Origin of the sequence: Lysobacter panacisoli, assembly GCF_009765165.1 — a bacterium.
Classification (GTDB): domain Bacteria; phylum Pseudomonadota; class Gammaproteobacteria; order Xanthomonadales; family Xanthomonadaceae; genus Lysobacter_J; species Lysobacter_J panacisoli.
This window is the reverse complement of sequence record NZ_VLNU01000002.1, coordinates 46783-70893: the sequence shown is the minus strand read 5'-3', so window position 1 is coordinate 70893 and position 24111 is coordinate 46783. Positions and strand designations below refer to the sequence as shown.

The 24111-nt window shown below is 67.7% G+C and carries 20 protein-coding genes and 1 tRNA gene; 4 read left to right on the top strand and 17 right to left on the bottom strand.

Annotated features, from left to right (window positions below; genetic code table 11):
- Window position 1: 1 nt before the first annotated feature.
- The 5 genes from hisB to FOF45_RS17720 are packed head-to-tail and all read right to left on the bottom strand — an operon-like array spanning window position 2 to window position 4758.
- Complete coding sequence (gene hisB / locus FOF45_RS17740; RefSeq protein ID WP_158987774.1) at window positions 2-1081, bottom strand: bifunctional histidinol-phosphatase/imidazoleglycerol-phosphate dehydratase HisB; 1080 nt, start codon at window positions 1079-1081, stop codon at window positions 2-4.
- Window positions 1078-2172 carry a histidinol-phosphate transaminase gene (gene hisC, locus FOF45_RS17735; RefSeq protein ID WP_425481967.1) on the bottom strand — a complete coding sequence of 365 codons (1095 nt, stop codon included), beginning with the start codon at window positions 2170-2172 and terminating at the stop codon, window positions 1078-1080. Before hisC ends, hisB begins: the two co-directional genes overlap by 4 nt.
- Window positions 2173-2177: 5 nt before the next feature.
- The gene (gene hisD / locus FOF45_RS17730; protein WP_158987923.1) at window positions 2178-3482 is read right to left on the bottom strand and encodes a histidinol dehydrogenase; all 1305 of its coding nucleotides are present in this window, start codon (window positions 3480-3482) and stop codon (window positions 2178-2180) included.
- A gap of 26 nt (window positions 3483-3508) precedes the next feature.
- Window positions 3509-4423: an ATP phosphoribosyltransferase gene (hisG, locus tag FOF45_RS17725; protein WP_158987770.1), complete on the bottom strand. Its 915-nt coding sequence runs from the start codon at window positions 4421-4423 to the stop codon at window positions 3509-3511.
- Window positions 4420-4758: a YerC/YecD family TrpR-related protein gene (locus tag FOF45_RS17720; protein WP_158987768.1), complete on the bottom strand. Its 339-nt coding sequence runs from the start codon at window positions 4756-4758 to the stop codon at window positions 4420-4422. The genes hisG and FOF45_RS17720 overlap by 4 nt, the downstream gene beginning before the upstream one ends.
- A 264-nt stretch (window positions 4759-5022) precedes the next feature.
- Between FOF45_RS17720 and FOF45_RS17715 the strand changes: the two genes are divergently transcribed.
- Window positions 5023-6816 carry a sensor domain-containing diguanylate cyclase gene (locus FOF45_RS17715; protein WP_158987766.1) on the top strand — a complete coding sequence of 598 codons (1794 nt, stop codon included), beginning with the start codon at window positions 5023-5025 and terminating at the stop codon, window positions 6814-6816.
- 28 nt (window positions 6817-6844) lie between these two features.
- On the opposite strand, the gene FOF45_RS17710 is transcribed toward FOF45_RS17715, so the two are convergent.
- Both FOF45_RS17710 and hisS read right to left on the bottom strand, forming a co-directional pair.
- Window positions 6845-8731 carry an HAL/PAL/TAL family ammonia-lyase gene (locus FOF45_RS17710; RefSeq protein ID WP_158987764.1) on the bottom strand — a complete coding sequence of 629 codons (1887 nt, stop codon included), beginning with the start codon at window positions 8729-8731 and terminating at the stop codon, window positions 6845-6847.
- Between the two features lie 2 nt (window positions 8732-8733).
- Window positions 8734-10128 carry a histidine--tRNA ligase gene (gene hisS / locus FOF45_RS17705; protein WP_158987762.1) on the bottom strand — a complete coding sequence of 465 codons (1395 nt, stop codon included), beginning with the start codon at window positions 10126-10128 and terminating at the stop codon, window positions 8734-8736.
- 169 nt (window positions 10129-10297) lie between these two features.
- On the opposite strand from hisS, the gene FOF45_RS17700 reads away from it, so the two are divergent.
- Both FOF45_RS17700 and FOF45_RS17695 read left to right on the top strand, forming a co-directional pair.
- Window positions 10298-10374 (top strand) — tRNA-Pro (locus FOF45_RS17700).
- A gap of 128 nt (window positions 10375-10502) precedes the next feature.
- Window positions 10503-11354, top strand: a complete 852-nt coding sequence (locus tag FOF45_RS17695; RefSeq protein WP_158987760.1) for a D-hexose-6-phosphate mutarotase — start codon at window positions 10503-10505, stop codon at window positions 11352-11354.
- A 120-nt stretch (window positions 11355-11474) separates the two neighbouring features.
- On the opposite strand, the gene FOF45_RS17690 is transcribed toward FOF45_RS17695, so the two are convergent.
- From FOF45_RS17690 to FOF45_RS17645, 10 genes are all read right to left on the bottom strand, one after another.
- A complete protein-coding gene (locus FOF45_RS17690) occupies window positions 11475-12749 on the bottom strand; it encodes a glutamate-5-semialdehyde dehydrogenase (protein ID WP_158987758.1) in 1275 nt (424 codons plus the stop codon).
- Window positions 12746-13891 carry a glutamate 5-kinase gene (gene proB / locus FOF45_RS17685; RefSeq protein WP_158987756.1) on the bottom strand — a complete coding sequence of 382 codons (1146 nt, stop codon included), beginning with the start codon at window positions 13889-13891 and terminating at the stop codon, window positions 12746-12748. The genes FOF45_RS17690 and proB overlap by 4 nt, the downstream gene beginning before the upstream one ends.
- Before the next feature lie 86 nt (window positions 13892-13977).
- The gene (gene argH, locus FOF45_RS17680) at window positions 13978-15273 is read right to left on the bottom strand and encodes an argininosuccinate lyase (protein ID WP_158987754.1); all 1296 of its coding nucleotides are present in this window, start codon (window positions 15271-15273) and stop codon (window positions 13978-13980) included.
- Window positions 15270-16238, bottom strand: a complete 969-nt coding sequence (argC, locus tag FOF45_RS17675) for an N-acetyl-gamma-glutamyl-phosphate reductase (protein WP_233264256.1) — start codon at window positions 16236-16238, stop codon at window positions 15270-15272. The genes argH and argC overlap by 4 nt, the downstream gene beginning before the upstream one ends.
- Window positions 16235-16852: a GNAT family N-acetyltransferase gene (locus FOF45_RS17670; protein ID WP_158987751.1), complete on the bottom strand. Its 618-nt coding sequence runs from the start codon at window positions 16850-16852 to the stop codon at window positions 16235-16237. The genes argC and FOF45_RS17670 overlap by 4 nt, the downstream gene beginning before the upstream one ends.
- Window positions 16849-18120 (bottom strand): acetylglutamate kinase, encoded by a 1272-nt coding sequence (locus FOF45_RS17665; RefSeq protein WP_158987921.1) that lies wholly within the window; start codon window positions 18118-18120, stop codon window positions 16849-16851. The genes FOF45_RS17670 and FOF45_RS17665 overlap by 4 nt, the downstream gene beginning before the upstream one ends.
- A 144-nt stretch (window positions 18121-18264) precedes the next feature.
- Window positions 18265-19368: an acetylornithine deacetylase gene (locus FOF45_RS17660; RefSeq protein WP_233264255.1), complete on the bottom strand. Its 1104-nt coding sequence runs from the start codon at window positions 19366-19368 to the stop codon at window positions 18265-18267.
- Window positions 19352-20557, bottom strand: a complete 1206-nt coding sequence (locus FOF45_RS17655) for an argininosuccinate synthase (RefSeq protein ID WP_158987747.1) — start codon at window positions 20555-20557, stop codon at window positions 19352-19354. Before FOF45_RS17655 ends, FOF45_RS17660 begins: the two co-directional genes overlap by 17 nt.
- A gap of 59 nt (window positions 20558-20616) precedes the next feature.
- Complete coding sequence (locus tag FOF45_RS17650) at window positions 20617-21627, bottom strand: N-acetylornithine carbamoyltransferase (RefSeq protein WP_158987745.1); 1011 nt, start codon at window positions 21625-21627, stop codon at window positions 20617-20619.
- Between the two features lie 291 nt (window positions 21628-21918).
- The gene (locus FOF45_RS17645; RefSeq protein WP_158987743.1) at window positions 21919-22377 is read right to left on the bottom strand and encodes a hypothetical protein; all 459 of its coding nucleotides are present in this window, start codon (window positions 22375-22377) and stop codon (window positions 21919-21921) included.
- Window positions 22378-22546: 169 nt separating this feature from the next.
- On the opposite strand from FOF45_RS17645, the gene cysS reads away from it, so the two are divergent.
- The gene (gene cysS, locus FOF45_RS17640) at window positions 22547-24091 is read left to right on the top strand and encodes a cysteine--tRNA ligase (RefSeq protein WP_233264254.1); all 1545 of its coding nucleotides are present in this window, start codon (window positions 22547-22549) and stop codon (window positions 24089-24091) included.
- Window positions 24092-24111 lie beyond the last annotated feature (20 nt).

Below are 24111 nucleotides of genomic sequence, written 5' to 3'. Positions count from 1 at the left end.
GTTACAGCGTGCCCTTGGTGCTCGGCAACTCACGGCCTTCGCGCTTCACGGCCTGGCGCAGGGCGCGCGCCACCGCCTTGAAGCAGGCCTCGACCTGGTGATGGTCGTTGTCGCCGCGTACGCTGAGGTTGAGGTTGAGTCCCGCGCCTTCGCACAGAGAGCGGAAGAAGTGCGGCACCAGCTCGGTCGGCAGATCGCCCACGCGTTCGCGCGCAAACGCCCCTTCGAACACGAAGAACGGACGGCCGGAGAAGTCCAGCGCGGCGCTGGCCAGCGCTTCATCCATCGGCAGCGTGAAGCCGTATCGACCGATTCCGCGCTTGTCGCCGAGCGCCTCACGCAATGCCTGACCCAGCGCGAGCGCGCTGTCCTCGACGGTATGGTGCTCGTCGATGTGCAGATCGCCTTCGCAGCGCAGTTCCAGTGCGAAACCGCCATGCTTTCCGATCTGCTCCAGCATGTGGTCGAAGAAGCCGATCCCCGTAGACACGCGCGGATCGGCAACACGATCCAGGTCGAGCGCGACCTCGATCTTCGTTTCCCGCGTGTCGCGCTTGACCGTCACCGCGCGCGGCGCGTCTGCCAGTACGCGGGCGATGCCGTCCCAGTCCCACTCTCCACCGAACTGGGCGGTGCGCAGCTGGAACGCGCGGATGCCGAGGTTGCGCGCGAAGGCGTTGTCGGTCTCGCGGTCGCCTACCATCGCCGAACGCGACCAGTCGATGCCGCGTTCGCGCATGAGCGGCAAGGCGAGGCCGATGCCCGGCTTGCGCGTCGGTGCGTTGTCGGCCGGCAGGCTGGTGTCGATCAGGATGTCGCGGAAAGCGATGCCCTGACTCTCGAACACCTGCATCATCAACCGGTGCGGGCCGTCGAAATCCGCTTGCGGGAAGGCGTCCGAACCGAGGCCGTCCTGGTTGGTCACCATGACGAACTGATAGCCGGCATCGCGCAGGCGCAGCATTGCGGGGATCACGCCCTGCACGAAGCGCAGCTTCTCGTAGCGGTCGATCTGGAAGTCGGCCGGCTCCTCGATGAGCGTGCCGTCGCGATCGACGAACAGGATCGGCGTGGCGCTCATGCGCGCACTCCTTCCAGCGCCCCAATGACGGCTGCGTTCTGCGCGGGCGTGCCGAGACTGATCCGCAGTGCGTCGCCAAGCCCTTGCGCGGCGCGCATGTCGCGCACCACCACGCCGACCGACAGGAGGCGTTCGAATGCGTCCTGCGCGTCGTCGAATCGGACGAGGACGAAGTTCGCGCGCGAGGGATACACACGACGGACGCCGCGAACGGACGCAAGGCGACGCTGCAGGCCTTCGCGCTCCGCCTGGACTGCCGAAATGCGGTCGCGCGTGGTGGTTGCGGCATTGCCATCGAGCGCAGCAAGCGCCTGGGCCACGCACGCGACCGGCAAGGGATACGGCGCCTGACAACGGCGCAGCGCCTCGATCAGCTCAGCATCACCGATCACACTGCCGATGCGCACGGCGGCCAACGCATGGGCCTTCGACAGCGTGCGCAGCACCACGATGTTGCGCTGCACGCCGATGAGCGAGATCGCAGACTCGGCCCCTGCATACTCGATGTAGGCCTCATCGACCACCACCAGTGCACGCCGCTCGAGGCGCCCAGCCAGCGCTGCGATGTCCTTCAGTGGCAGCAGCGCACCGGTCGGATTTCCGGGCGAGCACAGGAACACGATGCGCGCGCTCTGTGCGATCGCAGCATCGCCGATGGCGGAGAGGTCGCAGATCCATTCGCCATCCGCCTCGCGCAAAGGCACGTCGATCACGCGTGTGCCGTGCAGGCGCGCGCTCACCGCGTACATGCCGAAGGTCGGCGTGCTCACGACGATGGCGTCGCCACCGGGGCGGCAGAACGCGCGAACCAGCAGGTCGATACCCTCGTCGCTGCCGCGACCGGCAAGCAGCTGTTCCGGAACGCAGCCGTACAGCGCAGCGAGTGCTTCGCGCAGTTGCTGCGGCTGCGGATCGGGATATCGACGCAGCGCGCCGTCGCGGTCGGCGGGATTGGCCCACGGCGATTCGTTGGCGTTTAGCCAGATGTGTCCCTGCAGCTTTTCGCTGCGCGCCGAACGGTATCCGGCGAAGTCGCGAAGGTCCTCGCGCAACAGCGCGATCGGCCCCGTCGTCGGCGTGGCGTCGAGCATGGCGTTCATGCCGCGGCCGCCTGTTGCAGGCGCAGCGCCACCGCCTGCAGGTGAGCGTCGAGTCCTTCCGCGCGCGCCAGTTCGACCGCGCACGGGCCGATGGCCTCGATGCCGCGCGGCTGCACTTCCTGCACGGTGATCGCCACCTGGAAGCTGGCCACGTTGAGCCCGCCGCTGAAGCGCGCCGCGCCACTGGTCGGCAGCACGTGGTTGGTGCCGCTGCAGTAGTCGCCTAGCGCTTCCGGCGCCCAGTCGCCGAGGAACACCGAGCCTGCCGCCTGCACGCGCGGCAACAGAGCGCGCGCGTCGCGCACGGCGAGGATCAGGTGTTCGGGTGCGTAACGGTTGCTGATTGCCATTGCGTCGGCGAGCGACGCGACCTGGATCGCGCTGGATGACTGCAGGGCGCGGCGTGCGATGTCCGCGCGCGGCAAGGCTTCCAGCTGCACCTCGATCTGTTCCGCCACCGCATCGAGCAACGCGGTCGTGTCGCTGATCAGGATCACCTGCGAGTCCGGGCCGTGTTCGGCTTGCGAGAGCAGGTCCGCGGCGACGAATGCCGGATTGGCACCGGCATCGGCGATCACGAGCACTTCGGACGGTCCGGCCGGCATGTCGATGGCGGCGCCGTCGACGTCCATCGCGACCTGACGCTTGGCTTCGGTGACGTATGCGTTGCCGGGCCCGAACAGCTTGTCGCAGCGGGGAATCGTGGCCGTGCCATACGCCAGCGCCGCGATCGCCTGCGCGCCACCGATCTTCAGTACGCGCGTGATCCCGCAGCGTGACGCGGCGTACAACACGGCGGGATCGGCGCTGCCGTCGCGGCGCGGCGGCGTGCACAGCACGACTTCCGGACAGCCGGCCAGTCGCGCCGGCACGCCCAGCATCAGCGCGGTCGACGGCAACGGCGCGGAGCCGGCAGGTACGTACAGGCCGACGCGCTGGATCGGCCGGAGCACGCGTTCGCAGCGCACGCCCGGTGCGGTATCCACGGTGTAGGCCTCGCTCATGCCGGCGCGATGGAACGACGCGATGCGTTCGGCGGCTTCGTCGATGGCCTGTTTCAGTGGTTCGGGCAGCGTATCGAAGGCGATGCGGAATTCGTCTTCGCCCACCGCGAAATCATCGAGTTCCACACCGTCGAAGCGCGCACCGAAGGCGCGCACCGCGGCGTCCCCGTTCTCGCGCACTTCGCTGAGGATCGCCGCGACGGAATTCGCTGTCGAAGCGGAGGTGATCTGCGCTGGCCTGCGCAGCAACTGCGAACGCGTGGCATCGTCGAGGCGATCCCAGTCGACGCGGCGCATGCCGTCGAAGGTGGAAACGAGTGCGCTCATGCCAGCATGCCCTCCACCGGCAGCACCATCAGCCCGCGCGCGCCGGCGCGCTTGAGTTCCTCGAGCCGTTGCCACGTCACCGCGCCGTGGCACAGCGCCTGCAACGCAAGGTCGTCGCCTTCGTCCAGGCGCATCACCGTCGGCGCTTCGGCGTCGGGCAGCAGCGGCAGCAGGTCGGGCAGCACGCGTCGCGATGCCTGGAACAGCAGCAACTTGCTGTGGCGGATGCGCAGCGCGCCATCCAGGCGGCGCAGCAGCAGCTCGGCGAGTTCGCCGCGCGTGGCGTCGAGTTCCTCCGCCGGTCCCGCCAGCACCGCTTCGCTTTCGAGCAGCGTGGTCACCGGCTTGAGCTGGTTCGCGGCGAGCGTCGCGCCACTGGACACCAAATCGCAGATCGCCTCGGCCTGGCCCAGTCGCGGCGCGATTTCCACCGAACCCGAGAGCAGCACGACCTGCGCATCGACGCCCTGCTCCACTAGCCAGCGCGACAGCAGCGCGGGATAGCTCGTCGCGATGCGCTTGCCGGCAAGTTGCTGCACGCCCTCCCAGTCCCAGCCGTCGGGCACGGCGATGTCGAGGCGGCAACGGCCGAAGCCGAGCGCGCGCCATTCGCGGAAGGCCAGCGTGCGGCCATTGCCCGCGCGATCGCTACCCTGCTCCTGCAGCACGTTGCGGCCAACGACACCGAGGTCGCAGACGCCGTCGGCGATGAGCCCGGGAATGTCGTCGTCGCGCACCAGCAGCAGGTCGATGGGCAGGCTTTCGCCGTAGCAGAACAGGCGATCGCGGCTTTCGCGCCAGCTCAGCCCGCACGAGGCCAGCAGCGCACGCGCGGGCTCGGCCAGTCGGCCGGACTTCTGGATGGCGACGCGCAGACGATCGCGCACCGGGGCGTTGACGGTGGGGCTCATTTGGAAAGCTCGGGTTGGGCGTCATCGACGCTCGGGGCGGCCACGCGGCCGGCTGCGATGCGGTACCCGCCAGCGCCACGCTCCAGGGTGCGGGCGACACGACCGATCGTGGTCACGCTGACCTGGGTGCGGTCGTGGATCTCGCGGTACGGGACGCCGTCCTGGAGCAGTGGAACGACGCGCCAGCGGTCGCTCATGGCCTCCAGCTCGGCCGGCGTGCACAGGTCCTCGAGGAAGGCCTGAACCTCCTCGGCGGTGCGCAGCTCGAGCAGGGCCGCGGCGAGGAACGCCAGGTTCTCTTCACTACGCTCGTTGGCGGTGGGACGTCGCTTCATGATCGCTAATGTATTAACGCGTTAATACATTAGACCTGCCCGAACGGCTCTCCGTCAACCCAGGGCGGGCTTCGGACCATCGGCGGCCTGAACGGCCCGTTCACACCGTCTTGATCCATAGTGGGCGGACGTCACCGGCGCCAGTCGGCCTGAGACGGGAATGGCTCCGCAGCGACCATCGCCGCGGCGTCCGCAGTCGGCTTGGACCGGGACTGGCAAGGGGAAGACATGGGAAGTGGGACGCGTTGGCTGCGACGTTGCCTGGTGGCCGTCTGCCTGTTGCTGTCCGCTGCCGTGTCCGCGCAGGACGCCATCGAACTCGACCGCGCCAGCACCGAGGTGCCACTGGCCCCGGCGTTGCGCTATTTCCACGACATCGATGCGCGGGGCGACCTGACGTCCGCGACGACGTGGCTGAAGCAAGGCCGCTTCGCGCCCCTGCCCGGCGGCCGCACCGCCTTCGGCTTCCAGGACGGCGCGTTCTGGTTCCATGCGCGCGTCGTCAACCGCGACAACCCCGAGCAGCGCTGGCTGCTGGTGCAGAGCTATGCGCTGAGCGATCGCATCGACCTTTACGCGCGCTATCCCGACGGACGCGTCGCGTTCCAGGCCGGCGGCGACCACCTGCCCTTCACCGCGCGCAGCATCCGCTATCGCCATCCGAACTTCTGGGTCGCACTGCCCACGGGCGAACCGGTCGATCTGTTCGTACGCGTGCAAAGCGAGAGCTCGATGCAGGTGCCGCTCTCGCTGATGACGCCGGTCGCGTTCACCGAACTCTCGCGCGATGCGCAGTTCGTGATCGGCGCGTACTACGGGATCCTTCTTGCCCTGTTCTTCTACAACATGGCGCTGTGGCTGAGCCTGCGCGACGCCAGCTACTTCTGGTACCTGTTCCACCTGTCCGCGTTCGGGATGGTGCTGTTCACGCTGAACGGACTGGGCTTCGAGTACCTGTGGCCGAACTCGTCCTGGATGAGCGACCGCATGGTGCCGCTATCGATCTGCATGGCGCAGATCGGCATGCAGCAGTTCGCGCGCATCTTCCTCGGCTTGCGCACACGCTGGCCCTGGGGCGACCGCATCGGCCTGGCGCTGATCGCGTTCTTCGCCCTGCTCGGCATCGCCTCAACGTGGCTGCCGTACCACGTCTCCACGCCGATCGCATCGGCCGCGGTGCTGATCAGCATCGCGTGGATCGCAGTGGTATCGGTCGCGGTGGTGCGTCGCGGTTACACGCCGGCGCAGCTGTTCCTGCTGGCATGGGCGATGTTCCTGCTCGGCACCGGACTGTTCGTCGGCGTGGCGTTCGGCCTCACGCCCAAGACCTTCTTCACCGAATACGGCGTGCAGATCGGCTCGGCGCTGGAAATGCTGCTGCTCTCGGTCGCGCTGGGCCACCGCTACGCGGCGCTGCGCAACGAAAACGAACGGATCGTGCGCGAGGCCAAGGACCAGCTCGAACAGAAAGTCGAACAGCGCACGACCGAGCTTCGCAGCGCGCTGGCGCAATTGGAGGACGCGCACGCTCGACTGCGCGAATCGAGCCAGCGCGACGCGCTGACCGGCCTGCACAACCGCAGCCATTTCCGCGATCGCTTCGACGCGTTGCTGCGGCAGGCGCGCGAACACCGCCGCCCGTTGTCGCTACTGATGATCGACCTGGACAACTTCAAACTGATCAACGACCAGTACGGCCATCTCGTCGGCGACGAATGCCTGCGCTGGGCGGCGCGCACGCTCGGCCACGGATTGCGCCCGCATCACGACGCATTGCTGGCGCGGTTCGGCGGCGAGGAGTTCGTGGTGGTGCTGCCCGGCCTGAATCTCACTGCCGCCACGCAGGTCGCAGAGGACCTGCGCCAGCACTTGCGCGAACAACCCTTCCGCAGCGGCCACCATGCGATTCCGGTAACGGCGAGCATCGGCGTGCACGCGATCGAAACCGTCGCGGTGGCTGCGATCGATCCGCTGCTGCAGCTTGCCGACCAGGCGCTGTATCGCGCCAAGGCCGACGGACGCGACTGCGTGCGCACCTCGCAGGAGGAACCGGCCTGAGCACAGGCCGGCTTCAGTTCACGCGTCCTTAGCCGCGCGAAGCGGCCAGCACCACGCCTTCACGCACGAGTCGCACAGCCGTGGCGACTTCGCCGTCGAGTGCGCGATCGCGGTCGAGGAACGGAATCGACTCGCGGATCGCCGCATGCGCGGCCGCGACGGCGCGACCGGGCTTGAACTCGGCGGACGCCGCGAGTTCGGCGCGCAACGCTTCGACCTCATCGAGGAACGCGTCGTACGCCTGCGTTCCGGGCTGCGGACCACCCTGCACCTTCGCCGCCAGCGCGGCGGCATCGGCGCGATCGGCGAGATCGCGCGCGGCGTTGATCATGTCGCGACGCAGGTCCAGTGCCTGCGCAGCGGTGTACAGCTCCAGCGCCAGTACCTTGCCCAGGTCGTCGGCCATTGCCAGCACGTGGCGCGCTTCGTTCGCGCCCATCGACACGTGGTCTTCGGCATTGGCGCTGGTCGGGATGGAATACACCGATGCCGGATGCGCGCGGCTGGCGAGATCGTTGACGATGGCCGCCGCGGTGTACTGCACGATCATGTGGCCGGACTCGGTGGAATCCTCGTTGCCGATCAGGAAACCCGGCAGGCCGTCGTTGGTGGCCGGATCGACGAGCTTGTTGAGGCGGCGCTCGGAGATGCTCGCGAGCACCGGGATCGCGGCCTTCACGTAGCTCATCGCCAGCGCCAGCGGCATGCCGTGGAAATGGCCCGCGGAAATCACCTGCTGCTCGACGAAATCGGCCTTCGCGTCCGGGAACACGATGGGGTTGTCGGTCAGCGCGTTGAGTTCGACTTCGAGCACGCGCGCCGCCTGCGCGACCGCATCGCGCACCGCGCCGTGCACCTGCGGGATGCAGCGCAGCGAGTAGCTGTCCTGCGGCTGGTGTTTCTTGCCTCCACGGAACGGACGGAAGCGGAGATAGAACTTCTCGCGACCGTGGCGCTGGCTGAAGGCCACCCAGTCCCAGCCGATGTCGAAGCGCAGCGCCTGCGACGCGGGCGTGTCCCAGCTTGCCGGATGCCACGCGCGGAACTTCGGCACGAGGTGGTACGGAATGTCGGCAAGCGTCGAACCGTCGAGCAGTGCGCGCAGGTTCGCCGCGCTGCGCACCTGGCCCGGATGCGGGCGCAGTGCGTGCACTTCCTCGGCGAACGCGCCCAGGCGCCCGGCGAACGCGTCGATGGTCATCGCCGCGGCAAGATCGGCCGTATCGAGCAGGTCTTCCAGGCGAGCCAGTGCGAGCACACCGCAGGCGAGCATCTGCGCGGTGCCGTTGTTGAGCGCGAGGCCTTCCTTGTACGACAGCGTGATCGGCGCGAGTCCGGCGCGTGCGAGCGCCTGCGCACCCGGAAGCCGCTCACCTTCGTAGAACGCCTCGCCGCCGCCGAGCAGCACGATCGCCAGATGCGACAACGGCGCGAGGTCGCCGCTCGCGCCGACCGAACCTAGCTGCGGCACCACCGGCACGATGCCGGCGTTGAGCATCGCGGTCAGCGCCTGCAGCGTTTCCACGCGAATGCCGGAATGCCCGCGCATCAGCGTGTTGATGCGGATGCAGAGCATCGCGCGCACGATCTCCGGTGCGAACGCATCGCCCACGCAAACGGCATGGGTGACGATGAGGTTGCGCTGGAGCTCCTCGTGCAGCGTTTCGCCGGATGGCTTCGCGCCCGGCAGTTCGTCACGCAGGTGGTGGTTGCCCAGCAGGCGGTCGGCATTGCTGCCGAAGCCGGTGGAGACGCCGTAGATCGGTTCCTCGCGGCTGACCTGTTCGGCGAGGAATTCCGCTGCGCGCGCGACGGCGGGCAGCTGGTCGGCGGCGAGCTGGACGTGCGCGCCATAGGCCACGTCCACCAGTTGCGCACGCGTCAGCGAACGACCATCAAGTCGGATCGGTTTCATGATCAGCGCCCCGCCAACGCTTGTGCCTGTTCCAGTTCCACGCGCAGCGTGCTGGCCAATGCCTCGCGCGCCACTTCGAACTGCTCTTCGCGCAGCAGGTCCTTGACCGTGACCACGCCGCGCGCGCGTTCGTCCTCGCCGACCAGCGCCACGAAGCGGATGCCCGCGCGCGATGCGTACTGGAACTGCTTGCCGATCTTGCGCGCTTCCATCTGCATCTCGGTGTTGATCCCGGCCGAACGGAGGCGGCGCGCGATGTCCAGCGCGTCGGGCAGCGATTCTGAATCCATCAGCGCGACCATCGCCTGCACCGTGCTGCCGCCGGACTTGCCGAGCAGGCCCGCTTCGCGCAGCTGCCAGAACAGGCGCGTCAGGCCGATCGAGATGCCCACGCCCGGCAGCTTCGACTTGGTGTAGTGGCTGGCCAGGTTCTCGTAACGACCGCCCGAGCAGATCGAACCGATCTGCGGGTAATCGTTGAGCGTGGTCTCGTAGACCGTGCCGGTGTAGTAGTCCAGGCCGCGCGCGATGGAGAAGTTGAGCGCGTAGGCGTCCTCGGGAACGCCAAGCGCACGCACCAGCTCCAGCACTTCGCGCAGTTCGGCCACGCCTTCGCGCAGCGCGTCGTTGCCTTCGCCCAGTGCGTCGAGCTTGGCCATCGCGTCGGCGTGCGAGGTCGAACGCACCTTGACGAAGTCGAGGATGCGCTCGACGCCATCGGCCGGCAGCTCGAAGCCTTCGCCGGTCAGCGTGTCGCGCACGTAATCCTCGCCACGCTTGTCGAGCTTGTCGACCTCGCGCAGCACCAGCGCCTGCAGCTCGCCATCGGCCACGCCCTGCGCCTCGAAGAAGCCGCGCATCAGCTTGCGGTTGTTGAGCTGGATGGTGAATGCGCCGATGTCCAGTTCGGAGAACACCGCGTGGATCGCCGCCGGCAGCTCGGCGTCGAAGCGCACGCTCAGCGCATCCTTGCCGATCACGTCGATGTCGCACTGATAGAACTCGCGGAAGCGGCCGCGCTGGGCGCGTTCGCCGCGGTACACGCGCTGCATCTGGTAGCGGCGGAATGGGAATGCGAGTTCGTGCTCGTGCTCGGCGACGTAGCGCGCCAGCGGCACGGTCAGGTCGAAGCGCAGGGCCAGCTCGGGCATGCCCTCGCCGGATCCGCCCTCGGCCTTGTTCAGCGCGCCGGTGGACTGGACGAAATACACCTGACGCTCGGTCTCGCCGCCCGACTTGGTCAGCAACACCTCCGACAGCTCCATCACCGGCGTTTCCACCGGCAGGAAGCCGAAGCGTTCGAAATTTCGGCGGATCGTGTCCAGCATGCGCTGGAAGGCGATCTGGTCAGGAGGCAGCAGCTCCATGACCCCGGGCGGGGTGCGCGGCTTGATCAAGCGGGACTCCAGTGACGGCGGGCCGCGGGCGCGGCCAGGCAATGAAAACCGCGACAGTTTAGCGGCGCGGCCCGCTTTCCCCCAGCGATCCGGCGCCTGGCTGAAGGAAATTGCATTTGCCCCCTTGCCTCGCACCCGTCGAACTGACTAGAATTTGCGGCTCAGCAGTCGGGGTGTAGCTCAGCCTGGTAGAGCGCTACGTTCGGGACGTAGAAGTCGCAGGTTCAAATCCTGTCTCCCCGACCAACTTCCGCCTTCGCGCGAAGTGCTGAACCGACAACGCCGGCCTCGCCGGCGTTTTTCGTTTCCGTACGCCATGCGCGCGGATCGCGGCAATCGGGCAAGATCGGCGCAATGCGCCACGATCGCCGCCCATGACGCTCGCCATCGAATCCTTCGTCCGCGACGACCGTCCCTGCATCCGCCTGCGCGCGGCCGACGGCGCCAGCGCCGAAGTCAGCCTGCACGGCGCGCACGTCCTGTCCTGGAAGCCCGCGCCCGATCGTGAGCGCCTCTACCTCAGCCCCAACGCCAGTCGTGCCGCGGGCAGCGCGATCCGCGGCGGCATTCCGGTGATCTTCCCGCAGTTCGCCGGTCACGGGCCGCTGGTCAAGCACGGCTTCGCGCGCCTGCTGGAATGGCGATTCGCCGGTATCGAGCCGTCCGGCGCCGACGGCATGGAGGCCGCGACGTTCGAGCTGACCGACAGCGAGTACACACGCTCGCTGTGGCCGTCGCGATTCGTCGCGCGGCTGCAGGTCGCACTGGCGCCGTCGCGCCTCATCGTCGGGCTGTCGGTACACAACCCCGGCGATGCGCCGTTCGCGTTCACCGCCGCGCTGCATACCTACCTGCGGGTCGGGCGACTGGCGCAGGTCGATCTGTCCGGCCTGGAGTCCACGCCGTACGAAGACAGCGCACGCAAGTCCGTCGCGATGCCCGCGACGGGCACGCCGGTGCGCTTCGACGGCGAACTCGACCACATTTACCCGGCCGCGCCGTGCGAACTCACGCTGCACGACGGCGAACAGACGCTGCGCATCGCCTCCGAAGGTTTCCGCGATGCGGTGATATGGAGTCCCGGGGCGACGCTCGCCGCCTCCATTGGCGACCTCGGCGCGGGCGAACACCTGCGCTTCGTCTGCGTGGAAGCTGCCACCGTGGTGGAACCGGTGACGCTGGATCCGGGCGAACGATGGGTTGGTGTGCAGCGGCTTCAGGAATAAGCATCGACCAGGCTGTCATTCCCGCGCAGGCGGGAATCCATGCACGCATGCGTCAAGACATCCGGAAGGCTTGACGCATCGGACGACTGGGTCCCCACCTTCGCGGGGATGACAGCAACGTCAACCCAACCTTTCGCGCGACTCCGGATGCCGCACCTGTCCTTCCCCGCGCACGACGAAGCGTTCGATGGTCAGCGATTCGGCACCCATCGGCCCGTACGCGTGCAGGCGCGTGGTCGAGATGCCGATCTCCGCGCCGAGCCCGAGCTGCCCGCCGTCGTTGAAGCGCGACGATGCATTGACCATCACCGCCGCGCTGCGCGTGCCGCGCACGAACGCCTCGGCAGCCGCAGCATCGGCCGTGACGATCACCTCGGTGTGGTCGGATCCATGACGCGCAATGTGCGCGAGCGCCTGCGCCAGATCGTCCACCACGCGCACCGCAAGGATCAGGTCGAGGTATTCGGCGGCGTAATCGACTTCGTCCGCCACTTTCGCCTGTGGGGCAATGGCCCGCGTGCGCTCGCAGCCGCGCACTTCGACGCCGCGCGCAAGCAGGCGCTGCATTGCGCGCGGCAGGAACTCGCCAGCCACGTCGCGATGCACCAGCAGCGTCTCCAGTGCGTTGCACACGCCGGGTCGCGAGGCCTTGCCGTCGACCAGCAGGTCGAGCGCAGTATCGAGGTCGGCCGCGCGATCGACGTAGAGATGGCACACGCCCTTGTAGTGCTTGATCACCGGCACGCGCGCATGCTCGGCGACGAAGCGGATCAGCCCTTCGCCACCGCGCGGGATCGCCAGGTCGATGAGGTCGGCCAGCTGCAACAGTTCCAGCACGTGCTCGCGCGCGGGATCCGACACCAGCGACACCGCCGCTTCGGGCAGCCCTTCCTCGCGCAGCGCGGCGTGCAGGCAGCCCGCGATCGCCGCGTTGCTCGCACGCGCCTCGGATCCGCCGCGCAGCAACACGGTGTTGCCCGCCTTCAGGCACAGCGCCGCCGCTTCCGCGGTCACGTTGGGTCGTGCCTCGTAGATCATCGCGATCAGGCCCAGCGGAATGCGCACGCGTTCGACCACCACGCCGTTCGGCCGCGTCTCGCGACGCGTCACCTCGCCCAGCGGATCCGCCTGCGCCGCGACTTCATCGAGCGCGTCGGCGATGGCGGATACGCGCGTATCGTCCAGCCGCAGGCGATCGAGCACTGCGTCGCTGAGTCCAGCGTCGCGGCCGCGCGTCATGTCTTCAATATTCGCGGCGATGATATCGACGCTGTCGCGGCGCAGATGCGTCGCCATGCGTTCGATCAGGCGACGTCGCGCGGGTCCGTCGAGTGTGGCAATAGCCGGACCGGCCTCGCGTGCGCGTTCGGCTAGCTGGCGAACGTAGCCACTCATGTCGTCGCCTCGGTGTTGGCCGTGGAGCCGAGCAGCACGAGGTCATCACGATGCACGACCGACTCCCCGTAGCGGAACCCGAGGATAACTTCGATGTCCTGGCTGTGGCGGCGCGCGATGCGGCGCACTTCACCGGCGCTGTACTGGGCCAGGCCGCGCGCGAATGGAGCCTGTCCGGCGATCGCGATCTCCACCACGTCGCCGCGACGGAAATCGCCTTCGACCGCGACCACGCCACCGGGCAGCAGCGATGCGCCCTGCCGGCGCAACGCGAGCGCCGCGCCTTCATCGACTTGCAGGCGACCCGATGCGGGTGCATGGCGCAGCCACTGCTTGCGCGCGCGCAGGCGATCGCCCTGCGCGAGGACCAGCGTGCCGTGCAGGCGGTCATCGGCGAGCGCTTCCACCACGTGCGCGTCGCGCCCACAGAACAGCACGGTGGCGATGCCCGCCGCACCGGCTTTCGCCGCGGCTTCCAACTTGGTGCGCATGCCGCCGGTACCGAGCACACCGGCACCGCCGCCCGCGGCTTCGAGCAGTTCAGGGGTTATGTGTTCGACGCGCTCGACCGGGCGCGCGGATGGATCGCGTAGCGGATGCGCGCTGTAGAGGCCGCCGATGTCGGTGGCGATCAGCAGCAGGTCGGCATCGACCAGCGACGCCACCGCGGCGGCGAGGTTGTCGTTGTCGCCAAGCTTGAGTTCGTCGACCGCGACGGCATCGTTCTCATTGATGACGGGCAATGTACCCAGACGCAGCAGCTCGCGCAGCGTCGCGCGCGCGTTGAGGTAGCGGCGTCGGTTGCGCAGGTCGTCGTGGGTCAGCAGCACCTGCGCGACGGGCTGCGTCGTCAGCTGCTGCCAGAACGCGATCAGCGAGGCCTGACCCAGCGAAGCCAGCGCCTGCCGCAACACGAGGCCGTCGCCCGCGGCACCGACCCGACCACGACCGGCAGCCACTGCACCCGACGAGACCAGCACGACTTCCCGTCCGCGCACGTGCGCCGCATCGATGAAACGCGCCAGTCCGATCGCGTACTGCGGATCCAGTCCGCCCTCGCCCGCCAGCAGGCTGCTGCCCACCTTGAGCACGGCGCGGCGCCAGGCGGGCAATGGCTGCGGACTGAAAGCGGAAGCGCTCATGGGATCGCGTCGTGTGGGGTTACGGAATCCTTCGCTGCATTGTCCGCGTCATCGGCCTTGCGGCCTGATGACGAAGCCTCATGACTTCATGCCCCGTCGAGGGCATCCAGTCGCTGGCGCAGTGCGTCCAGACGCAGTTCCGCCGACGCACCCGGCGATACGCGCGCGGCCAGGCTCGCTTCGGGATCGCCCTGCGCCCAGCGTGCCGGATCGGCGGCCTGTCGATAGGCTTCGCGGAACGGCAGGCCCTGGCGTGCAAGATCGACCGCCAGATCCGTTGCGTACATCGACGGGTCCAGCGCTTCGCGCATGCGCTCGACCTTCCATTCCAGGTTGCGCAGCAGGTCCGGCAACAGTTCCAGCGCACCGAGGCCGCGACCGAACGCGTGGAAGATCGCGCCCTTCGAGAACTGCAGGTCGCGGTGGTAGCCCGACGGCAGCGACAGCAGTTGTTCGATCTCGGTGCGCGCGGCCGCGGCGGCGGCATAGCTGGCGCGCATGAGTTCGATCACGTCGGGGTTGCGCTTGTTCGGCATGATCGAACTGCCGGTGGTGTACTGCGCCGGCAGCGCGACGAAGCCGAACTCGGCGCTGGTGAACAGGCTCAGGTCCCATGCAAGACGACGCAGGTCGAGCAGCGCGGACGACAGCGCCTCGATCGCGGCCATTTCGAACTTGCCGCGCGAAAGCTGCGCGTACGCCGCCGACACCTGCATGCGGCCAAAGCCGAGCGCGGCAGTTGTGTGGTCGCGATCCAGCGGTAGGTTGACGCCGTAGCCGGCGGCGCTGCCGAGCGGGTTGGCATCGACCCACGCGAGCGTCTGCACGGCGCGCTGCGCGTCGTCGATGAAGCCTTCCGCCCATGCCGCCCACCACATGCCCAGCGAAGACACGACGGCGCGCTGCAGGTGCGTGTAGCCCGGCAGCGGTACGCCATGCTCCGCCTCGGCGCGGGCCAGCGCGACCTGCGCGCTCTCGCGGCACAGCGCGGCCACGCGCGCCAGGCGATCCTTCAGCCACAGGCGCGTGGCGACCAGGATCTGGTCGTTGCGGCTGCGGCCGGTATGGATCTTCTTGCCGGCATCGCCGAGGCGCTCGACCAGCCGCATCTCGATCGCCGAATGACCGTCCTCGTACTGCTCGTCGAGCACGAAGGCGCCGGCGCGGAAATCCTCCGCCAGCGCGGACAGTTCGCGCTCCAGTCCGGCGAGTTCATCCACGGCGAGGATGCCGATTCGCTGTAGGCCCTGCGCATGCGCACGACTGGCCTCGATGTCGAACAGGAAGAACTCGCGATCGAGGATCACATCCTCGCCAGCGAGGAACTGCTGGATGCGCGCGTCGACCTTGACGCCGGGCTTCTGCCACAACAGACCGCTCATGCCGCCTTCTCCGCGACGGGAATGCCCGTCCATTCGTCCAGCCCGAAGGCGAGGTTGAGGTTCTGCAGCGCCTGTGTCGCCGCGCCCTTGAGCAGGTTGTCCTCGGTCGCCACGACCACCAGCCGGCGCGCGTCCGGCGAAAGCGTGAAGCCGCCGAGTTCGACGTGGTGGCGGCCAGCGATATGGCTGACCCACGGCGCGTCGTCCTGCACATCGACCAGCGGCTCGCCGGCGTACTGCGTGCGATAGCGCGCGACGACCTCGTCGCGTTCGACCGCTTTCGACAGTGGCAGGTTGGCGGTGATGGTCAGTCCGCGGAAATGCGGCGCCACGTGCGGCAGGAACTGCACTTCATGGCCAAGCTGGCGCGTGACCTCGCGTTCGTGCACGTGGTTGGTCAGCGCGTACGGCATCAGGTTGTCGCGCAGCTTCTCCGGATCGTTCTTGTCCGACGGCGACGTCCCCGCCCCGGAATAACCGGACACACCGAAGCACTGCACGGGCCCGTCGAGCACGTCGAGCATAGGCGCCACCGCAAGCTGCATCGCGGTCGCGTAGCAGCCGGGATTGCTGATGCGGCGCTGGCCGGCGTACTTCGCGCGGGTCAGCTCCGGCAGGCCGTAATACCACGCGTCATCGAAGCGGTAATCGGCGGAGAGATCGACGATGACCGGATCCACGCCCGCCGCATCGAACGCCGCCACGCAGGCCGCGGCCTTGCCGTTGGGCAGCGCCAGCACGACCGCGTCGGCGCCGAGCGCGGGCAGCTCCTCGTGCGAGGGCGAGCTGTAGCGCAGCTCCGGATCGATGCCGGCGACGCCCGCGAAATGATCGGCCACGCGCTGGCCGACCAGCTCGCGCGAGGACACGAACGCCAGATCGAACTGCGGATGCGCCGCGATCAGGCGGATGAGTTCGGCGCCAACGTAACCGCGCGCACCGACGATGCCAACGGACTTTCTCACGGCCGGCTCCCTTGTTCGTTCTGTTCCAGCCGGTGCTGGAGATTGCGCTTCACCGCCGGCCATTCCGATTCGATGATCGAGAACACCACGGTATCCCGGAAAGAGCCGTCGGGCATGCGCATGTGGTTGCGCAGCACGCCATCCTGCTTCGCGCCCAGGCGCGCGATTGCGGTGCGCGAGCGCTCGTTGAACCAGTTCGTCCGGAACTCCACCGCGATGCACTGCCAAGCCTCGAAGGCGTGGCGCAGCAGCAACCACTTGGCTTCGGTATTGATGGCGGTGCGCTGCACACGCTGCGAGTACCACGTGTAGCCGATCTCGACGCGACGGTTGTCGTGATCGACGTTGCAGAAAGTGGTCTGGCCGACGATCTCGCCGGTCTCGACCGACTTCACCACGAACGGCAGGAACGTGCGCAGCTCGCGACGCTTGAGCATCAGCTCGACATGCGCATCGACCGCGTCCGGCGTCGGAACGCTGGTGTACCAGAGCTTCCAGAGCTCGCCATCGCGCACGGCCTGCGCCAGCCCGGACGCATGCGAGGCCTCCATCGGCTCCAGGCGCACGTGGCGGCCTTCGAGCACCACCGGATCGAGAAAGGGAACGCTGCTCATGTCGCGTCCACCAGCGTGGGCAGGCGCGTCGAGCAGTGCGCGACGCAGCGCGCGATATCGTCGAAGCCGTCGATTCCGTACCAGAACACCTTCCACTTCTCCTGCTTCAGGCAGCCGTCGGATTCAGAGTAATAGAACGGATTGACCGGATTGCCGTGGCGAGAACGCCAGAACAGGCGCGGATTCTGCTCGCGCATAACGTGCCACACCGCGCGCCCGAGGCCCTCGCCCTGCGCCTCATCGAGCACGGCGAACTTGTCAAGGTAGATGCCGGCATCCTCCGCCGTGAGGATCACCGCCGCGCGGTAGTTCTCGCTGACGTAGGCGCGATGCAGCGTGGTGCGTTCGAAGTAATCCGGCAGCAGACGGCGGCCAAACGCGGATTCGATCAGCCCGCGCAGGCGCTCCAGGTCCAGCTCGTTCCACTGCGAAACCTGCAGCACGCGCTCGCCGCGGCGCACCAGCGTGCCGGAACCCTTGTGCGTGAACAGCTCCTTCGCCAGCTCCGACGGCTTGGTGATCGACACCGAGGACGTCAGCGGCAGCTTGTCGAGCAGGTCCTTGATCTGTTCGATCTTCACGCGCATGCCGCCGTTGATCCACGGCTGGTCCATCAGGTGTTCGTACTCGGTCGACAGGTTGATCGAATCGATCACACGTCCGTTGTCGTCGAGCAGACCGCCGGTGCCGGTGAGGAACACGATCTTGTACGGCTGCAGCTTCTGCACGAGTTCGTTCGCGGCGAAATCGGCGTTGACGTTGAGGATCTGGCCTCCGGCGGTTTCGCCGAGGCTGGCGATTACTGGGATCGAACCCGCGCGCAGGCTGGCTTCGATCGGCGCAAGGTTCACCCGCTTCACTTCGCCGACCAGGCCGTAGGTGTCGCGATCGAGGTAGTCGGCTTCGAACACGCCCGACACGATCGACGTGGCGCGCGCATCGAACGCCTGCAACGCTTCGACCAGCTTCAGGTTCTGCGACTGGAACACGCGGCGCACGATGGCCAGCGCTTCCGGCGAAGTCACGCGCAGTCCGTTGACGGTCTGCTTGACGATGCCAGCGGCGGAGAGTTCTTCGTCGAGCTGCGGGCCGGCGCCGTGGATCACGATGGGCGTCAGGCCGACGTCCTGCAGGAACGCGAGCGAGGACGTGAGCGCTTCGAGGTCGTCGCGCAGGACGGCGCCGCCGACCTTGACCACGGCGAAGCGCTTGGCGTCCAGCTGCGAAAAGCGCTTGAGGTACTGCGAGATCTCTTTCGCGCTGGCCATGCTCGAAAGCAGGCGCACGATGGTCTGGCGGGTCTGGATGTCTCTTGTATCGTTCACGTATTGCGGTCCAGTAGCCCGGGTAAGCGGAGCGCACCCGGGAAAACGCGACCCGGGTGCGGCCTTGTGGCCTTACCCGGGCTACGGTCAATGTTCCAGAATGCGGGTTACCGATTCGGTATAGCGCTGCAGTTGCTCCAGCGAGACCCATTCGTCGGCGGTGTGCGCCTGGGCGATGTCGCCCGGGCCATAGACGATCGCGGTGAAGCCGGCGGCGGAGAACAGCGACGCTTCCGTCCAGAAATCGACCGCGTTGCCGATCGGCAGGCCGAGCGCGTCGGCGAGGTCGCGCGCTTCCAGCCGCCGCTGTTCGGCATCGGCGACATCGCCCGACGGCAGCGACGGACCGCGGAAGGTTTCCTCGTAGCGTTCGATGGCACCGGCCTCGATCAGCGTGCCGAACTTCTCGTGCAGTGCGTCAATCGACATCGACGGCAGCGGACGGAAACCGAAACGCATTTCCGCGCTCGGCGCGATCATGTTGGCCTTGATCCCGCCTTCGACGCGACCGATGTTGAAACGCAGGCCGGTCAGTCCGCCGAAGCGCTGGTGCTGCTGGCTTTCGACGTAGTCGAGTGCATGCCCGCCCCAGCGGATCGCCTGGTGCAGCGCGCTGGCCTGCATCGCGTTCGCACCCGAGGCGTGCCCGGCGATGCCGCGGAACTTCAGCAGCACCGAGCTGATGCCGCGGTGCGCGAGCACCGCCTCGCACTGCGTCGGTTCGGCGACGATGACGTCCTCGAACGCTTGCGCGCGCGACAGGAACGCTGCGATGCAGCGCGCATCGTTGGCTTCCTCGTCGGTGGAGAACAGGAATGCGGCATCGCCCTGCGTCACCGACGCGGCGGTGATCAGGCCCGCCGCCGCGCCCTTGATGTCGCACGCGCCCAGGCCGATGGCGCGGTCGGCGGTCACGCGCAGGCGGTGCGGATCGGCGCTCCACGCTTCCGACGACGGCACCGTGTCCAGGTGCACGTTGAACAGCCGGCGCGGATTGCCGCGCACGGCCAGCATGGACACCGCGCCGTCGCCGTGGTCGACGACATCGATGCGGAAGCCCGACAGCTGCTGGCGCAGGTAGTCGAAAATGCCACCGGTGCCGATGTCGCGCGGAGGATTGCGGGTGTCGAACGACACCAGCGCATCCAGGTGCTTGAGCGTCTTCGCGAGCACGTCAGCCCTTCCCGCCACCGCGGTTGACTTCGGCCCACAGCGTGCTGCTCATGCCGAACAGCTTGATGAAGCCTTCGGCCTCGGCCACGCCCCAGTCCGCCGCCTGCGCGTAGGTCGCGCCCTTGGCGTTGAGGATGTGCTTCGACTCGATGGCCACCGCCGTGACGGTGCCTCCCTGCGTCTCCAGCGTGACTTCGCCGTTGACGGTCGACTGGCTGGACTGAAGGAAAGCTTCCAGGTCGGTCTTGAGCGGATCGTGGAAGAAGCCTTCGTACACCAGCTCCACCCACTTGCGTGCGACGTCCGGCTTGAAGCGGTTCTGCTGCTTGCTGAGCACGGCTTCTTCCAGCGCGCGGTGCGCGGCCAGCAGCGCGGTCAGGCCCGGCGCTTCGAAGATGATGCGGCCCTTCAGTCCGATCGTCGTGTCGCCGGTGTACAGGCCGCGACCCACGCCGTACTGCGCGAACAGGCCGTTGAGCTTGGCGAGCATGGTGTGGCCGGCGATCTTCTGCCCGTCCAGCGTCACGGCCTCGCCGTTGTGGAAGCCGATCTTCACGCGCAGCGGCTGCGTAGGCCACTCGGCGCGCGGCTTGCACCAGCCCACCGCGCCTTCGCCCGGCGCCTGCCAGCGGTCGATCTCGCCGCCGGACATGGTCAGGCCGAGCAGGTTCTCGTTGATCGTGTAGGCCTTCTGCTTGGCGCGCACGCCGAAGCCTCGGTCTTCCAGGTACTTCTGCTCGTAGGCGCGGACTTCGGTGTGTTCCTTCTGGATCTCGCGGATCGGCGCCACGATCTCGTAGTCGCCCAGCGCCTTCACCGCCAGGTCGAAACGCACCTGGTCGTTGCCCATGCCGGTGCAGCCGTGCGCGATCGCCTTCGTGCCCAGCTCGTCGCAGCGCTTGAGCGCGGCATCGACGATCAGGTAGCGGTCGGACACCAGCAGCGGGTACTGCGACTGGTAGCCCTCGCCCGCCCACACGAACGGCTTGACGAAGCCTTCCCAGATCGCCGGGCCGCCATCGACGGTCACGTGCGAGGCCACGCCGAGTTCGGCGGCGCGCTGCTCGATGAAGGCGCGCTCTTCCGCATCGACGCCGCCGGTGTCGGCGAACACGGTGTGCACGTTCCAGCCGCGCTCCTTCAGATAGGGCACGCAGAAGCTGGTGTCGAGGCCGCCGGAGAAGGCGAGGACGATGTCTTTGCTCATTTCGGAATCTCTGTGGGGTTCGTTGTTCGCTCTCCCGCGTGCGGGAGAGGCTTGCAATGTCAGCGGCCGGCGAGCGTGGCCATGATGGCCTTCTGCACGTGCAGGCGGTTTTCGGCTTCGTCGATGGCGATGCACTGCGGCGAGTCCATCACCGCATCGGTGGCCTTGACGTTGCGGCGCAGCGGCAGGCAATGGCTGAAGACGCCGTTGTTCGTCAACGCCATCTTCGCCTCGTCGACGATGAAGTGCTTGTACTGGTCGCGGATGGGCTTCTCCGGTTCCCAGTTGCCGAAGAACGGCAGAGCGCCCCAGCTCTTGGCGTAGACGACGTCGGCACCGCGATAGGCGCTCTCGATGTCGTGGCTCACGGTGAACGAGCCGCCGCTTTCGGCGACGTTCTGCTCCGCCCAGCCCATGTAGCGCTCGTCGAGCAGGTAATCCGGCGTCGGGCACAGCAGGGTCACGTCCATGCCCATGCGCGTGGCGATGGTCAGGGCGGAATTGGCGACCGCGGTGTTGAGCGGCTTGGGGTGGTAGGTCCAGGTCAGCACGTACTTCTTGCCGCGCAGGTCGTTCGTGCCGAAGTGCTCCTGCAGCGCGAGGATGTGCGCCAGCTCCTGGCACGGATGGGTGATGGTCTCCATGTTGACCACCGGCACCGGCGAGTACTTGGCGAAGCTGTTGAGCACGATGTCCTGGCGGTCGTACTGCCAGTCGACGAACTTCGGGAACGCGCGCACGCCGATCAGGTCGACGTAGCGGCCCAGCACCCGCGCCACTTCGGCGATGTGCTCCTCGGTGTCGCCGTCCATCACGGTGCCGAGGTTGAACTCGATCGGCCATGCGTCCTTGCCCGGCTGCAGCACCACGGCGTGGCCACCGAGCTGGAAGGTGCCGAGTTCGAAGCTGGTGCGCGTGCGCATGGACGGGTTGAAGAACACCAGCGCGATCGACTTGCCCTTGAGCTGGTCGCCGAGCTTGCTGCGCTTGAACTGCGCAGCCTGCGCGAGCAGCGCGTCGAGGTCGGCGCGCGACCAGTCCTGGGTGTTGAGGAAATGCTTGTGGGTCATCGACTGCGTTCCCGTGAAAGAAGATTCGCGAAGGTGGTTCGCTGGGCCGAAAAGCAAAAAAGCCCAGCGCGTAGGCTGGGCTTTTCGTGTGTCACTTCGCCTGTTGCGAAAGCGCGTAGTGACCGTTACCCAGCGGATTGGCAGGGAAACGGTCGGCGCGCGCGCGAGGTCATGCCCGCCGCCATGTAGGCGGAGGTGAGGACGTCGGCGTCGGCGTAGTGGGCGTTCATCGAGGGTGCGAATGCTCGCATGCACCCGCGACGGGTGCAAGCATGGCGGGCCGCCGGGTCGTCAGCGGGTGCGCGGCGCCTGCACGACCGGCGTCACAGAGACGCGGATGCGCAGGCGGTTGCCGGGGTCTTCGGGCAGGCGCGAGCGGTACTTGGCGCCCTTGTAGACGTAGTCCACGTCGTAGGCGATGGGGCGGCGGAATTCGCGTTCGACCGTCACCGGCCGGCATGCGGCTTCCTGCTGCTCCTTCTGCTCGCGGGTCAGCGCTTCCTTCACTGCGCCGACCACGCGCGACAGGCGCGAGTCCTTCTCTTCGCTCTCGCACTGTTCCTCGACCGACGTAGCGCGCAGGGTCTGGTAGACCGGTGTCACGCGCAGCACCTGGGCGTAGTCGAAGCGGACGTTTTCCGCCTGGATGACCGTGTTCTGCGCACGCGCCGCCCCGAACGGGACGGTGGCCAGGACGAACCCGATGACGGGCGCGACCAGGGCGGGCAGGAACAGAACTGGACGGGCCATCACACTCGCAGGGTCGGAAAATGTTCAGAAATTGTAAGCGGATCGGGCGGTCGGGGTCTGAACCCCGCCTTTAGGATTCCGGCCCGCTCCCGGTCCGGCACCCTATCACCCCCGCCGCAGCCGGCCGCATGCAACCGCTAGAATGGCCGGCACTCCCGGCGGTAAATCCATGAGCCTGCATCTCTTCAACAGCCTGACGCGACGGGTCGAGCCGTTCCTGCCGCTCGATCCCGCCCGCCCGACCATGTATGTGTGCGGGCCCACGGTCTACAACTACGTCCACATCGGCAACGCCCGCGGCCCGGTCGTGTTCGGCGTGCTGGCCGAACTGCTGCGCCGCCGGTTCGGCGCGCTGGCCTACGCCCGCAACATCACCGACGTGGACGACAAGATCAACAATGCCGCCCGCGAACAGCGCGTGCCGATCTCCGACATCACCTCGCGCTTCGCCACCGCCTATCGCGAGGACATGGCTGCCCTGGGCGTGAAGCCGCCGGACCTGGAACCGGAAGCCACGGCCCACATCGGCCAGATCATCGCGATGATCGAACGCCTGATCGAGGCCGGCCACGCCTACGCCGCCGAAGGCCACGCGCTGTTCTCGGTCGCCAGCTTCCCGCAGTACGGCAAGCTCTCGCGCCGCGATACCGATGAACTGCTGGCCGGCGCGCGCGTCGACGTGGCCCCGTACAAGCGCGACCCGGGCGACTTCGTGCTGTGGAAGCCCTCCACGGACGACCTGCCCGGCTGGGATTCGCCGTGGGGCCGTGGCCGTCCGGGCTGGCACATCGAATGCTCGGCGATGGCCGAGGCGCACCTGGGCGAGACCATCGACATCCATGCCGGCGGCGTCGACCTGCAGTTCCCGCACCACGAGAACGAGATCGCGCAGAGCGAATGCGCGCACGGCGGCCGGGTGTTCGCGCGCTTCTGGCTGCACAACGGCATGCTCAACTTCGGCGGCGCCAAGATGGCCAAGTCGGTGGGCAACATCCAGCGCGTCCACGACCTGGTCCGTGAGTACCCGCCGGAAGCCCTGCGCTATGCCCTGCTCTCCGCGCACTACCGGCAGCCTCTGGAATGGTCGGACGCGCTGATCGAACAGAGCATCCGCACGCTGGATCGCCTTTACGGAACCTTGCGGGATCTGGCGGATGTCGCCGCGACCGCGGAGATTCCGGCCGGCATCGAAGCCGCCCTCGACGACGACCTCAACACACCGCAGGTGCTGGCCGAGATCGCCCGCATCGCCGGCGAGGCACGCAAGCTCCTGTCCCGAATCGAGCACCTCAAGATCTCGATCACCCCTTTGAATCAGATTGAAGCCAGCATCGTTCGTTCAAACGACGACCTGATTGCCCCTCTCGGAATGTCGTTCCCCCACGCGGGAAACGGCATGCTGGACGCGATGGACCTGAGGGAACGGCTGGAGAATTACCTTCGGACCCCGTCGGCTCGCCCGTTTGCGGACCTCAAGCGCGAGCTGCTCGGCGCCGGCCTGGCGCTGGGCCTGCTGCAGCAGGATCCGGCGGCGTGGTTCGCGCGCGGCGCGAGCAACGACGACGACGGGCGTATCCAGGCCCTGATCGACGAACGCATCGCAGCCAAGAAAGCACGCGACTTCGTCCGCGCGGACGCGATCCGCGACCAGCTCGCCGCCGAGGGCATCCTGCTCGAGGACACGCCACAGGGCGTGCGCTGGAAGCGGGCCTAATCCTCCGTGCGCCCTCCACG